Below are 13,150 nucleotides of genomic sequence, written 5' to 3' on the forward strand. Positions count from 1 at the left end.
GGCGACGGCTCCACACTTCAAGCTGCACGCAGCGAGGGGAAAACGCGCCAGACATGGACGTGGACTGAGCAGCCCACTTGCCGCTGCGGCTCATACCTGCGCCTCTTGGGCGGCTTCGCGCTTGCCGAAGCGACGGCCCAGGCGATCGAAGTACAGGTAGATCACCGGCGTGGTGAACAGCGTCAACACTTGGCTGACCAGCAGGCCGCCGACCATCACCAGGCCCAAAGGCTGGCGCAGCTCCGCACCGGAGCCGGTGGCCAGCATCAGTGGCACAGCGCCAAACAACGCCGCCAGGGTGGTCATCAGGATCGGCCGGAAACGCAACAGCGCCGCCTGGTAGATGGCCTTCTCCGGTTCCATGCCCTGGTTGCGTTCGGCGTCGAGGGCAAAGTCGATCATCATGATCGCGTTCTTCTTGACGATGCCGATCAGCAGGATAATGCCGATGATCGCGATCATGCCCAGGTCATTGCCGCTGAGGATCAGCGCCAGCAAGGCCCCCACCGCTGCCGAAGGCAGGGTCGAGAGGATGGTGATCGGGTGGATGTAGCTCTCATAGAGCACCCCGAGCACGATGTACATGGTCACCACCGCCGCCAGGATCAGCAGCAAGGTGCTCGACAGCGACGCCTGGAAGGCCTCCGCCGCGCCCTGGAAGCGGGTCTGCACCCCCACCGGCATGCCGATCTCCTGCTGCACCTGCTCGATGACGTTCACCGCCTCGCCCAGGGCCACGCCCGGCGCCAGGTTGAAGGACATCATCACCGCCGGGAACTGGCCGATATGGGCGATCGCCAGTTGCGCCTGGCGCTCCTCGACATGGGCCAGGCTCGACAGGCGCACTTGCCCGCCGTCGGTGGTCTTGACGTGGATCTGCTCCAGGGCCTGCGGACCGATGCGCTCGCCGGCCTGGGCCTGGAGCACCACGCGGTACTGGCTGGCCTGGGTGTAGATGGTGGAGATCTGCCGCTGGCCGAAGGCGTCATACAGCGCATCGGTGATGTTCGACACCGAGACCCCGACCCGCGAGGCGGCGTCGCGGTCGATCACCAGGTACACCTGCAACCCCTTGTCCTGCAGGTCGCTGGCCACGTCGGTGAGTTCCGGGCGCTGGACCAGGGCCTCCACCAGGCGCCCGCTCCACAGGCTGAGCATCTCGGCATCCGGTGACGACAGGCTGAATTGATATTGGGTGCGGCTGACCCGGTCTTCGATGGTCAGGTCCTGCACCGGCTGCATGAACAGGCGGATGCCCAGCAGCTTGTCGACTTCCGGCTGGATCCGCGCAATCACCTGGGTGGCGCTCAAGTCACGCTGGCTGTGGGGCTTGAGGTTGATCAGCAGGCGCCCGCTGTTGAGGGTGGCATTGTCACCGTCGACACCGATGTAGGACGACAGGCTTTCTACCGCCGGGTCCTGCAGGATGATCTTCGCCAGGTCCTGCTGGCGCTGGCTCATGGCAGCGAAGGAGATCGACTGTGGCGCCTCGGAAATCCCCTGGATGACCCCAGTGTCCTGCACCGGGAAGAAGCCCTTGGGCACCGCCATGTACAGCAGCACGGTCAGGCCCAGGGTACCGATGGCCACCATCAGGGTCAGGAACTGATGCTTGAGCACCCACTGCAATTTGCGCCCGTAGCTTTCGATCAGCCAATCGATCCAGGCACCACTGGCGCGGTAGAAACGCCCCTGCTCTTCAGGCTTGGGCTCGGGCTTGAGCAGCCGAGCACACATCATCGGGGTCAGGGTCAGGGACACCACCAGGGAAATCAGGATCGCCACCGCCAGGGTGATGGCGAACTCGCGGAACAACCGGCCCACCACATCGGCCATGAACAGCAGCGGGATCAGCACCGCGATCAGCGACAGGGTCAGGGAGATCAGGGTGAAGCCGATCTGCTTGGCGCCCTTGAGCGCCGCCTGCATCGGGCTGTCACCCTCCTCGATGAAGCGCGAGATGTTCTCCAGCATGACGATGGCATCGTCCACCACGAAACCGGTAGCGATGGTCAGCGCCATCAGGGTCAGGTTGTTCACCGAAAAGCCGGCCAGGTACATCACGCCGAAGGTGCCGATCAGCGACAGCGGCACGGCAATCGACGGAATCAGAGTGGCACTGGCCCGACGCAGGAAGAGGAAGGTCACCATCACCACCAGGGCAATGGCGATGAACATTTCGTGCTGCACATCGGTGACCGAGGCGCGGATGGTCTGGGTACGGTCGGTAAGCACCGTGACTTCAAGGCCCGCCGGCAGGTTGTCGGTGATGCTCGGCAGCAGCGCCTTGATCCGGTCCACCACCTCGATCACGTTGGCCCCGGGCTGGCGCTGGATGTTCAGCAGCACCGCCTGGTTCTCATTGGCCCAGGCCGCCAGACGTTCGTTCTCGGCGCCGTCGACGATCTCGGCAACATCCTTCAGGCGCAGCGGCGCGCCGTTTTTATAGGCCAGGATCAGCTCGGCGTAGTCCTTGGGCGAGGTCAACTGGTCGTTGGCGTCGAGCATCGAGACCCGGGTCGGGCCGTCGAAGTTACCCTTGGGCTGGTTGACGTTGGACGCGCCGATCAGGGTCCGCACGTCCGCCAGGTTCAGGCCGTTGGCCGCCAGGGCCTCGGGGTTGACCTTGATCCGTACCGCCTGGCGCTGGCCGCCGGCGATGCTGACCATGCCGACGCCGCTGATCTGGGCGATCTTCTGCGCCATGCGGGTGTCGACCAAGTCATTGAGCTTGGGCAGCAGCATGGTCTTGGAGGTGATGGCCAGGGTCAGCACCGGGGTATCCGCGGGGTTGACCTTGTTGTACACCGGCGGTGCCGGCAGGTCCTTGGGCAGCAGGTTGCTGGCGGCATTGATCGCCGCCTGCACCTGCTGCTCGGCCACGTCCATATTGATGTCGAGGCTGAAACGCAGGGTCAGCACCGAGGCACCACCGGAACTGGTGGAGGCCATCTGGGTCAGGCCGGGCATCTGCCCGAACTGGCGCTCAAGCGGCGCGGTGACCGCGCTGGTCATCACGTCCGGGCTGGCCCCGGGGTACAGGGTCATGACGCGGATGGTCGGGTAGTCGACCTGAGGCAAGGCCGACACCGGCAACAGGCGGTAGGCGATCAGGCCGGCCAGGACAATGGCCAGCATGCTCAGGGTGGTGGCTACCGGACGAAGGATGAACAGCCGCGAGAAATTCATGCGCCGACCTTTTGCGCCTTGGCTGCAGCCGGCTTGCCATCGGCTGCCGGCGCACTGGCCGGACCGCCTGGCTGGCCTTGCAGGTGTTCGGTCGGAGTGCTCGGCAGCTCGGCGCTGTCGTTGACCACTTCGACATCACTGCCGTCCTTGAGGCGGTCGGTGCCTTCCATCACCACCCGATCGCCAGCCTGCAGGCCTTCCTTGATCACCGTCGAATCGCCGTTGCTGTCACCGACTTTCAACTGCCGGATCTTGACCTTGTTGTCGCCATCGAGGGCATAGACAAAGGTTCCGTTGGTGCCGAACTGGATGGCCGCCGACGGTGCCAGTACCACGTTCTTCAGGGTATCGGCCAGCAGCCGCACATTGACGAACTGATTGGGGAACAGGCCCTGGTCGCGGTTATCGAAGCGCGCCTTGAACTTCAGGGTGCCGGTGGTGGTGTCGATCTGGTTGTCGAGACTCTGCAATACACCACTGGCCTGCAGCTTCACATCACCACGGTCCCAGGCTTGCACCGGCAGCTTGGCCCCGCTGTGGTAGCGCCCGAGCACGGTCTCCAGGCTGTTTTCCGGCAAGGTGAAGGCCACGCTGATGGGTTGGGTCTGGGTGATGATCACCAGCGCGGTGGTGTCGTTGGCGGCCACCAGGTTGCCCACGTCCAGCTGGCGCAGGCCCAGGCGCCCGGCAATTGGTGCGCGGATATTGGTGAATTCAAGGTTGAGCTTGGCGTCGTTGACCGCCGCCTGGTTGGTCTTGACCGTGCCCAGATACTGGCCCACCAGCGCCGCGGCGGTGTCCAGGGTCTGCTTGGCGATACTGTCCTGGGCGTACAAGCCGCGATAACGCTCAAGATCGACTTGGGCGTTCTTCAGTTGGGCCTGGTTCTGCAGCAAGGTGCCTTCGGCCTGGAGCAAGGCATTCTGATAAGGCCGCGGGTCGATCTGCGCCAGCAAGTCGCCGGCCTTGACCATTTGCCCTTCCTCGAAGTTGACCTTGACCAACTCCCCCGCCACCCGGCTGCGCACATTAATAGTGTTCAGCGCCGTTACCGTGCCCAGGGCCTTGTAGTAGACCGCGAAGTCGCCCTGGGTCACCGGCGACACCCGTACCGGGATCGGCCCGCTGGCGCCGCCGAAACCCGGGCGCATGCTGCCGCTGCGCCCGGTATGCCCGGTCGCGGCTTTCTGCCCGGCAGCCTCCTGGTGGGTACTGCCGGCCGGCCAGAATTTCCAGCACAGGCCAGCGACCAGCAGCAGGACAAACAGACCGAACAGCCAGCGACGGGAGTTGCGGGGAGCAGAGGATTGCATGGAGTGATCAACCATTGGGCGCGTGGGAGTCTTCTTTTGAGAAGGCTGAAAGATAAGCACTGAAGCTGTTTTAGCAAAGCGCCTTTACCGGCAATTTACCTTTGACTGACGTTTTAACGTGCAGCGCTAAGCCACTGAAGCACAAATAAAAACGGCCTGGACAGGGCCAGGCCGTGAATAATTGTAAAACCGCTTACTTGAGTACAGCCAACGCCGCGTCGTAGTTCGGTTCTTCAGCGATTTCCTTGACCAGCTCGCTGTGCAGCACGGTGTCATTTTCGTCCAGTACCACCACGGCGCGGGCAGTCAGACCAGCCAGGGGACCGTCGGCAATCGCCACACCGTAGTTTTCGATGAACTCGCGGCCGCGCAAGGTCGACAGGTTCTGCACGTTTTCCAGGCCTTCGGCGCCGCAGAAGCGTGCCTGGGCGAACGGCAGGTCGGCGGAGATGCACAGCACCACGGTGTTGCTCAGCTCGTTGGCCTGGGCGTTGAACTTGCGAACCGAGGTCGCGCAGGTCGGGGTATCAACGCTTGGGAAAATGTTCAGCACCTTGCGCTTGCCGGCGAGGCTGCTCAGCGCAACATCAGCCAGACCGGCGCCTACCAGGGAGAACGCAGGGGCTTTGGAGCCCACTTGTGGCAGCTGGCCGTTGACCTGTACCGGGTTGCCTTTGAGAGTGACTTGAGCCATGAACGGAGTCCTTTATTGAACAGTGATGATGGAACAGCAATGAGAAATTGTTGAGAGGCCGAAGTTAAGCATGAAACGGCGCGAGCACCTATTGCCGGGCGGATAAATTGTCCGACAAGCCCCGTCGACAGCGCCCAGGCGGAGCGCGCAATGATCACCGATCACCGATCACCGATCGGTAATCGGCAATCGGCAATCGGCAATCGGCAATCGGCAATCGGCAATCGTAGGAGCTGGCTTGCCAGCGAAGGCGTCCGCAAGAGCGCCACAAGACTCAAGGGCCCCTTCGCCGGCAAGCCGGCTCCTACAGGTGCGCCAGCAGCAGCTGCGCGACCGGGCCGCCGGATGCCGGGTTCTGCCCGGTGATCACTCGCTGGTCCTCTACCGCAAAGGGCGCCCAGGGTGCGGCGGCCTTCTGGTACAGGGCACCACGCTTGACCAACTCGGTTTCCGTCAGGTACGGCACGTACTGGTCCAACTCGGCAAGCTTCTCCTCTTCGTTGGAAAAACCGGTGACCTGCTTGCCGGCAATCAGCAGCGAGCCATCGCTGAGCTTGATGTTGAGCAGGCCCACCGCGCCATGGCAGACCGAACTGACATAACCGCCCTGCTCATAGATGTCACGGCTCAAGGCCTGCAACTGGCTGTTGTCGGGAAAATCCCAGACTACGCCATGGCCGCCGGCGTAGTAGATCGCCAGATAATCCTCGGCCTTGACCTGCTCCGGTCGCAAGGTTGCCCCCAGGCGGCTCATGAAGGCGCTGTCCTGATACCACTGCCAATCGGTCTCGTCGGCCATCGCCAGGCTGTGGGGGTCAATCGGCACATAACCACCCTTGGGGCTGACATAGTCCACCTGGAAGCCGGCGGCTTCGACTTTCTTCACAAAATGCACCGCCTCCCCCAGCCACAAACCGGTGGCGCGGTTCAGGGTCGGGTATTTGGCCACGCTGGTCAGGACCACCAGAATTTTCTTGCTCACGGCATGCTCCTTGGTATCTGCAAAAGAAGACAAAGAAATGCAACGGCGACTCTCAGCTCAGCAAGCGCAACATGTTGCGATGCCGGGCATCGAAAATGCGCGCCATGTAGACGTTGACCATCAGCCACTCCAAAGGTGCACCGCCAATGGCCCTGTAAGTCACCCGGTCGGTGTACAGGGTGCCTCCTTCAGCGGCCTCGACCCGGTGTTCGTGACGAAAGGCGCGCAACGGGCCCTTGAGCATCTCGTCGACGAAATGACAATCGCTGACCTCACGTATAACCACTGTCCATTTCGCCGGTATGACACCCCACATCCAGTGCAGGAAACTGAACTGGCGCCCGACGCTGATCCGCAGGTCATTGATGTCGACGCCACCGAGAGGCGTGATTCGCTCGGGAAAGATCTTCGGAAAGTTGGCCCCCTCAAGGCAGAAATCCAGCACCTGAGCCGGACTGTAGCCGGCAATAAATGTCCTGCGCTCAACGACTGGCATACCTGAAAGCCTCCTTGTCCAGCCAATAAATACAGATAAATCACATTATAAAATAACTATAAATACATGATTTATAACGATTTTAACTAATCAATAAATCACATTAACTTAACCACTAAAAATGCATGGAAATAGTAACATTCAACATTAAGACAAATCAGTGCCAGCCCCCCCTCATATACCCCGTGACCGCCAACCAGCAGCAAACCACCGTCTGCTGTGCGATATCCTGCGCAGCCAGAAACGCCACCCTCGACACGGCCAATAACCCTTCAAGATTGTGCCTGCACCACGAACAAGACGTTCACCGGCCTGGGACTTTTAACCGAGAAACCGCTAGGGTGCGCAGTTTCACCCAGCCATCGCTGGATTTCGCTGCGGGTTTTCATGGAGTCGTACCGCCCAATGAGTTGCTGGACCCTGCTTGGCCTGCCGCCCACCGTTGATACCCGGACCATCAAGCGTCACTACGCCAGGTTGCTGAAACAGACCCGACCGGATGAAGATCCGCAAGGCTTCCAGCAGTTGCGCGAGGCTTATGAACAAGCGCTGGATCAAGCCCACTGGCTGAGCTCCGAGGACGACCTCGAGACACCGCCCCAGGCTACCGCAGCTGATGACTGGCCGGCATTGCAACAGCAACCTCAGCAGTCCCCTGCCCAGCGAGTTGCACCACTGCTGGAAGGCATCCGCATCGACCAGTTGGATCAGCGCCATCAGCAGGCTATCGATACCGACTGCCTACTGGAGTTCGAACTGGGCTTGCTGCGCCACTGCGTGGAGCGGCCCGAGCAATCGGTGCAACTGCTGGCCTGGGCCTTCGCCACCTTTCACTGGCTCAGCGCCTGGCAACGCCTGGAACTGCCGGACTACCTGCTCGAAGCGCTGTTGCAAGGTTGTCGGCAGGCGCTTGAGCAGCCCTTGTTCGAAGCGCTGCAGCAACAGGACGGCGCAGCCTTTGTGCAGCACTATGCCCAGCGCTCGCAGCATGTCTGGCTGAATAGCCTGGATCAGCGCCAGTGGTTCAACCAGCGCTTGGTCGTGTTGCTGCTGGACAGCCCTTACTGGCTCACCGAAGTATTCGAGGCGGTCTGCGCCGGCCAAGGCTGGCAGGCAGGCGACGACAACGCCTGCCCGGCCCTGGAGTGGGAGCGCTTGCTGGCGCGCCATGAAGCACCGCAGTTCATCGCCCGCCAGCAGGCCCTGGCCGCTGAACCCTTGGCCACAGCAGAGCAACGGGCCGCCTACCTGTTGCTGGCCCCCATCAGCTTCAGTCGGCGTCGGGCATTTGCCCGGCGCTTGCGCAGCGACGACTGGGCCAGTTGTCGCCAGCTCAGCTCGCGGCTGCATGCCAACCACCCCGAGGTATCGGCCGGCATGCCCGGCGGCACCGCGTTTTTCTGGCGCGACTGGGAATTTGCCTTCGATGCCTGGCCGATGTACCTGGGGATCATCATCGCCAGCCTGGCCGGAGCCTTCGCCCGCTATGCCCCGCAAGCCAGCAGCCTGGAGGAGATCATCGGCGTAGCGTTGTTCTGGAGCGCCTGCTTTGCGGCGTTCGCGGCGCTGCTGTGGTGGCTCTGGCAACCCCTGGCCCATCGGCTCTGGGCCAGGGACCAGCAGCTCAGTAGCCGCTTGCCGCACTGGCTCGATCGACAGTGCGACGTGCTGATCCTGCAGGACCTGCTGCCGGCCGTGCTGCTCGGTGCGGTCTTGGGGTATTTCTGTGGCGCGGTCAGTGGCGCAACTTATCTGCTGGTGCTGCTGGGGATTGCCATTGGCCGACGCCGGGAGCTCAAGGTCCGGGCGCCCTGGGAACAGGCCGATCCCTGGCAACGGCGCCTGCTGATAGGCCTGGGCTGCATGGTGCTGGTCGCCGCACTGAGCGCAATCAAGCTGGCCAGCAACTACGGCACCGTGACTGCCAACCAGGGCCTGCAGCAATGGAGCGAACGGCTGTGCGCACGGATGCCGATCGACGCCAGTGAATGCGCAGTACCAGCCACCGTCGAACAGTGGTACGGCAAGGAGGATGGCCGATGAACGCCAATTGGCTACTGCCCATCGGCCTGGGCCTGGGCATGACCCTCACCGTGCTGGCAATCACTCACGGGCCGCTGGATCGGCTCGACCTCTGGCTGGACCAGCAAGACAGCCCGGCCACCGCCCAGGCCAACGCCCTGAGCCCGATCATCAACTGCCTGAACCAGATGGACGTACCCTTGCGCCTGGCCCATCAGGCGTACCTGGCCGCAGGCTCACCTCGGGCCACCGCGGCCGGCGCCTATGACATCAGCCCCAACGGCGGCCAGGACATCGACTCGGTGTACCGCTTTGCCTGCCCCGGCAGCATCACCGACAAGCTGAAAATCCTCACGCCCGACAGCCCATTGCTCAGTGCCACCGAGCAATACCTTCAGGTACTCGGACGCTTTGTCACCCTGACCAAGGACGCCTACATGCAGCGCAAGGGATATGGCCGCCCCCTGAGCGATGCGCAACTCGACCAGTTCTTGAGCCAACTTGAACCCCAGCGCCGGGACTACCTGAAGGCCTCCACCAGCGTCCGCCAGTTGCTTGAGATACTGGACGTCGAACCTCGAAGCGAACAACTGATGCGCCTGGAGCAGCGCCTGGATCGCAATGTCCACTGGGCGCTACTGGACTACATGATCCAGGCCCGCAGCACCGTGGAGCTACTTGCCGAAGGCGTCCGGCAGAAGACCCTGACCCCGGAACAACTGGCCGAAACCACTCGGCAGTTGCGCCAGGCCCAGGACACCAGGCAGCATTTTCTGCACATCGAGCAGCCCGACAAGGACACTCAGAAAGCCCTGTATCTCTGGCAACTGATCGCCGAACCCAGCGACCAGTACCTGCACGCCTTGGACAGGCTGCACCGGGACTGGCTCGACCATGCCGCGCCACAGCGCCTGAGCGACGACTACCACGCCATCACCCAGGGTTACGACCAGATGCTCTACCGCTACAACAAACTGGCGCGAAAACAGTACTGACGGCTGTCGGCGCACGCCGTCCATGCACAGCACAGGCACTGCTGAAAGCCGCGAACCCACGCAACGCGGGCGACGGCGCAGGCTCTTCGGTGGTTATCGTCCGAGCGGCCTGAGGCAGCGTCCGCAGGGCCTGATTCCCGAGTGTGCGGATCTCAGCGTCGGGTCATTTATTCTTCAGCAGCAGGTAGGACTGGCGCATGTCCGAGGCCCAGCCATCGATAACGTTCTTCACATCGTTGGCCTGCATCACCTGGGTGTCGTTTTCCAGCGGCTTGCCAGTGCCCTTGCGCACCACCTCGGCAATCACCGCGTTATTGCCACCGTCGAGAAACGCCGCCTCGGTTCCCAGGGTGGTCTCCTGGTCGCGTATGCCGGCGGCGGTGCTGACTGCCGCCGCCACCAGGGCCACCGGAATGACTTCATAAGGCTTCAGGCCTTCGGTCTTGCTGCTCACCGCGGTAATCGCCGCACGCACCACCACCACGCCGGGGCCGGGGCCGGTGGCCAGCGGCAAGGACTTGCTCATCTCACGCTGCAAGGCCTGGTCGTAATAACGGGTGATGTTGGACAAGGTGTTTTGCGGAATCTTCACCGTGGGATGCGGCTGCGGATAGAACTGGGTCGGTTCGATGTACACACTGGTGTACTTGCTCAGCTTGAGCTTGGGATCAATCCAGCGCATCACCTCCATCCCGGATGGCGACTTGGCTTCCTTGAGTCGGCTGTAGTCCTGGAGAAACCCGGAGTATTCGTCAGGCTGGGTCACATTGCTGGAGCAGCCAGCCATCCCGAGAGTGGCAAGGCACAGCGTGCTGAGGGTCAGAGCAAGCTTCATGGGTAACTCCTGTAGGTGCCGCAGCCAGAAACTGGCCAGGGGAAATACAGGTATAGCCAAAAGGTCGCCGCAAGGGACTGTGTTTTTTCGGCAATCCATCACAGCGGCAATGGGCAGGAGCTGGCGAGCCAGCAGAAACTGGCCGCCAGGCTCGCGCAAGAGCGAGAGCCCCTTCGCCGGACAGCCGGCACCTATGCTGCGGCGCAGCGTCCGTCGTCTAACGACGACGGAACAACGGCCGTGGCTCGATTACCGAACGGCCATAGAGCACGCTCATGCCCGCCAGGCCCTTGAGCGCATCCATGGCGCATTTGTCTTCACGCACGGCAAAGCTATCGAACCCGCATTGGCGCATGTGGCTCAGTTGATCGCGCAGTACATCGCCAATGGCCCGCAACTCGCCCATCCAGCCCAGGCGGGTGCGCAACAAGTACGCCTGGCTGTAACCCCGGCCATCGCGAAAACTTGGAAAATCCACGGCAATCAGCGGAATCAGCTTGAGCCAGGGCTTGAGGCTTTCCACTTCATCGTCCGGCCCGATCCATACCCCATCCCGGGCCGGGTGGTGCTCGATGCGCCGCATCAGCCAGCGGGCCAGGGGCAGGATCAACGGGCCATCGGGCAACGTGTCGTCGACCCCACGCACCAGGCTCCAGGCATCTTCCTCGACCAATTGGGCTTCACCCTCATGCAAGCGCAACAGGTTGTTCATGCCATCAGCTCCACGGCCTTGGGATAGACCCGCTCCTTGAACGGCTCCAGGCCAATGCGCTGCAAGGTGTCGATAAACAGCTCGTCGCTCTCGCGGTAGCGCACGAAGGTGCCGATGATGCGCTCGATCACCTGGGGAATTTCCTCGGCACTGAAGGACGGGCCAATCACCTTGCCCAAGGTGCTGTCGCGGCCCTGGGCGCCGCCGAGAGTGACCTGAAACCACTCGGCGCCATTCTTGTCGACCCCGAGGATGCCGATATTGCCGATATGGTGATGACCGCAGGCGTTGATACAGCCAGAGATGTTCAGGCTCAAGTCGCCCAGGTCGTGGAGGTAGTCCAGGTCCTCGAAACGCTGCTGGATGGCCAGGGTGATCGGGATCGACCGGGCGTTGGCCAGGGCGCAGAAGTCACCACCAGGGCAGGCGATGATGTCCGTCAGCAAGCCGACGTTGGCACACCCCAGGCCCAGTTCACTGGCCCGTTGCCAAAGCTCGAACAGTTGCGACTTGGGCACATCCGGCAGGACCACGTTCTGTTCGTGGGCGATGCGGATTTCGCCGAAGCCGAACTGCTCGGACCAGTCGGCCACCGCGTCCATCTGCAGGCCAGTGACGTCCCCCGGTGGCGAGCTGCCGCCCGGCTTGGTCGACAGCACCACGCTGGTATAACCCGGCATCTTGTGCGGCTGCACGTTGCGCGCTACCCAGCGGGCAAACGCCGGATGCTCGGCCAGGCGGCTGCCGTAGTCGAGGTCGGTGTCCACCAGGCGCTCGTAAGTGGGTGGCACAAAGGCGCTGGCGACCCGCTGGTACTCATCATCGGTGAGCTGCGCCGGGCCGTCCTTGATGTGCTGCCACTCCTCCTCCACTTCCTTGGCGAAGGCTTCGATGCCCAGGGCCTTGACCAGGATCTTGATCCGCGCCTTGTACTTGTTGTCGCGCCGGCCGTGGCGGTTGTAGACCCGCAACACCGCCTCGACATAAGACAGCAAGTGCTGCCAGGGCAGGCCTTCGCGGATCTGCAGGCCGAGGATCGGGGTGCGCCCCAGGCCACCGCCGACGATCACTCGCAGGAGCATTTCGCCGTTGTGGGCGCGGTACAGGTAGAGGCCGATGTCATGCATCATGATCGCCGCGCGGTCCTGCTTGGCCGAGCAGATGGCGATCTTGAACTTGCGCGGCAGGAACAGGAATTCCGGGTTGATGGTCGACCATTGGCGGAGGATCTCCGCCAGGGGACGCGGGTCCAGCCACTCATCGGCGGCGACCCCGGCAAAGGCTTCGGTGGTGATGTTGCGCACGCAGTTGCCAGAGGTCTGGATGGCGTGCATTTCCACCTCGGCCAGGCGTTCGAGGATGTCCGGCACCTGGGCCAGCTCGATCCAGTTGAACTGCAGGTTCTGGCGGGTGGTGAAGTGCCCGTAGCCGCGGTCGAAATCCCGGGCGATGCTGGCCAGGGTGCGCATCTGCCGGGCGCTCAGGGTGCCGTAGGGAATCGCCACCCGCAGCATGTAGGCATGCCTCTGCATATACAGGCCGTTCTGCAGACGCAGGGGCAAAAACTCTTCCTCGCTCAGCTGGCCGGCCAAGAAGCGCTCGACCTGATCGCGAAATTGCGCCACCCGTTCAAAGACCAGGGCCCGGTCATAGTCGTCGTACTGATACATGTGCCTACCTCGTCCTCATCAATGCTCATCGTGCTCTAAGCGGCGCGTGCGGTGAGGGAGCGACTATGCGCTTGCGGCGCAGAACGTTACAGATTCAGGTAAAAACTAAAAAACCATATCAGTAGCTACCGAAGTGCCGTGGACAAACGATAAATCTGATCCGTATTAATGCAGTTTTTCTGAGCCTGTTTTGTTTCCTCGCTGATTCCTACAGTGCACCCCGTGCCAGACCGGGTGGCCTG

The 13,150-nt window shown here is 62.4% G+C and carries 10 protein-coding genes; 2 read left to right on the forward strand and 8 right to left on the reverse strand.

Annotation, left to right across the window (positions count from 1 at the left end; all coding sequences use genetic code 11):
* Positions 1-90: 90 nt before the first annotated feature.
* The 5 genes from GV819_RS07485 to GV819_RS07505 all read right to left on the reverse strand — a co-directional run bounded on the left by GV819_RS07485 (position 91) and on the right by GV819_RS07505 (position 6,674).
* Positions 91-3,189 carry an MdtB/MuxB family multidrug efflux RND transporter permease subunit gene (locus tag GV819_RS07485; RefSeq protein WP_161755053.1) on the reverse strand — a complete coding sequence of 1,033 codons (3,099 nt, stop codon included), beginning with the start codon at positions 3,187-3,189 and terminating at the stop codon, positions 91-93.
* On the reverse strand, positions 3,186-4,517 hold the full coding sequence (locus GV819_RS07490; protein ID WP_161755055.1) for an MdtA/MuxA family multidrug efflux RND transporter periplasmic adaptor subunit: 1,332 nt from the start codon (positions 4,515-4,517) through the stop codon (positions 3,186-3,188). The genes GV819_RS07485 and GV819_RS07490 overlap by 4 nt, the downstream gene beginning before the upstream one ends.
* A 178-nt stretch (positions 4,518-4,695) precedes the next feature.
* Positions 4,696-5,196, reverse strand: a complete 501-nt coding sequence (gene tpx / locus GV819_RS07495; protein ID WP_161755057.1) for a thiol peroxidase — start codon at positions 5,194-5,196, stop codon at positions 4,696-4,698.
* A 304-nt stretch (positions 5,197-5,500) separates the two neighbouring features.
* Positions 5,501-6,178, reverse strand: coding sequence for a type 1 glutamine amidotransferase domain-containing protein (locus tag GV819_RS07500; protein WP_161755059.1), 678 nt, complete (start codon positions 6,176-6,178; stop codon positions 5,501-5,503).
* Between the two features lie 52 nt (positions 6,179-6,230).
* The gene (locus tag GV819_RS07505) at positions 6,231-6,674 is read right to left on the reverse strand and encodes a polyketide cyclase (protein WP_161755061.1); all 444 of its coding nucleotides are present in this window, start codon (positions 6,672-6,674) and stop codon (positions 6,231-6,233) included.
* A gap of 405 nt (positions 6,675-7,079) precedes the next feature.
* Between GV819_RS07505 and GV819_RS07510 the strand changes: the two genes are divergently transcribed.
* Both GV819_RS07510 and GV819_RS07515 read left to right on the forward strand, forming a co-directional pair.
* Positions 7,080-8,717: a J domain-containing protein gene (locus GV819_RS07510; protein ID WP_161755064.1), complete on the forward strand. Its 1,638-nt coding sequence runs from the start codon at positions 7,080-7,082 to the stop codon at positions 8,715-8,717.
* Entirely contained in the window at positions 8,714-9,691 is a 978-nt protein-coding gene (locus tag GV819_RS07515; protein ID WP_161755066.1) for a DUF3829 domain-containing protein, read from the forward strand. Before GV819_RS07510 ends, GV819_RS07515 begins: the two co-directional genes overlap by 4 nt.
* Before the next feature lie 163 nt (positions 9,692-9,854).
* Here the strand turns inward: GV819_RS07515 and GV819_RS07520 are convergent, their stop codons facing one another.
* The 3 genes from GV819_RS07520 to GV819_RS07530 form a co-directional block, all read right to left on the reverse strand.
* A complete protein-coding gene (locus GV819_RS07520) occupies positions 9,855-10,526 on the reverse strand; it encodes a DUF3313 domain-containing protein (protein ID WP_161755068.1) in 672 nt (223 codons plus the stop codon).
* 217 nt (positions 10,527-10,743) lie between these two features.
* Positions 10,744-11,238 (reverse strand): DUF934 domain-containing protein, encoded by a 495-nt coding sequence (locus tag GV819_RS07525; protein ID WP_161755070.1) that lies wholly within the window; start codon positions 11,236-11,238, stop codon positions 10,744-10,746.
* Complete coding sequence (locus GV819_RS07530) at positions 11,235-12,908, reverse strand: nitrite/sulfite reductase (RefSeq protein ID WP_161755072.1); 1,674 nt, start codon at positions 12,906-12,908, stop codon at positions 11,235-11,237. Before GV819_RS07530 ends, GV819_RS07525 begins: the two co-directional genes overlap by 4 nt.
* Positions 12,909-13,150: the final 242 nt, after the last annotated feature.

The sequence above is a fragment of the Pseudomonas sp. Fl5BN2 genome (assembly GCF_009908205.1).
GTDB lineage: Bacteria > Pseudomonadota > Gammaproteobacteria > Pseudomonadales > Pseudomonadaceae > Aquipseudomonas.

Coding starts and splice junctions, on each gene's coding strand:
- GV819_RS07485 (WP_161755053.1), bottom strand. CDS start 3,189: ATGAATTTCTCGCGGCTGTTCATCCTTCGTCCGGTAGCCACCACCCTG.
- GV819_RS07490 (WP_161755055.1), bottom strand. CDS start 4,517: ATGGTTGATCACTCCATGCAATCCTCTGCTCCCCGCAACTCCCGTCGC.
- tpx (WP_161755057.1), bottom strand. CDS start 5,196: ATGGCTCAAGTCACTCTCAAAGGCAACCCGGTACAGGTCAACGGCCAG.
- GV819_RS07505 (WP_161755061.1), bottom strand. CDS start 6,674: ATGCCAGTCGTTGAGCGCAGGACATTTATTGCCGGCTACAGTCCGGCT.
- GV819_RS07510 (WP_161755064.1), top strand. CDS start 7,080: ATGAGTTGCTGGACCCTGCTTGGCCTGCCGCCCACCGTTGATACCCGG.
- GV819_RS07515 (WP_161755066.1), top strand. CDS start 8,714: ATGAACGCCAATTGGCTACTGCCCATCGGCCTGGGCCTGGGCATGACC.
- GV819_RS07520 (WP_161755068.1), bottom strand. CDS start 10,526: ATGAAGCTTGCTCTGACCCTCAGCACGCTGTGCCTTGCCACTCTCGGG.
- GV819_RS07525 (WP_161755070.1), bottom strand. CDS start 11,238: ATGAACAACCTGTTGCGCTTGCATGAGGGTGAAGCCCAATTGGTCGAG.
- GV819_RS07530 (WP_161755072.1), bottom strand. CDS start 12,908: ATGTATCAGTACGACGACTATGACCGGGCCCTGGTCTTTGAACGGGTG.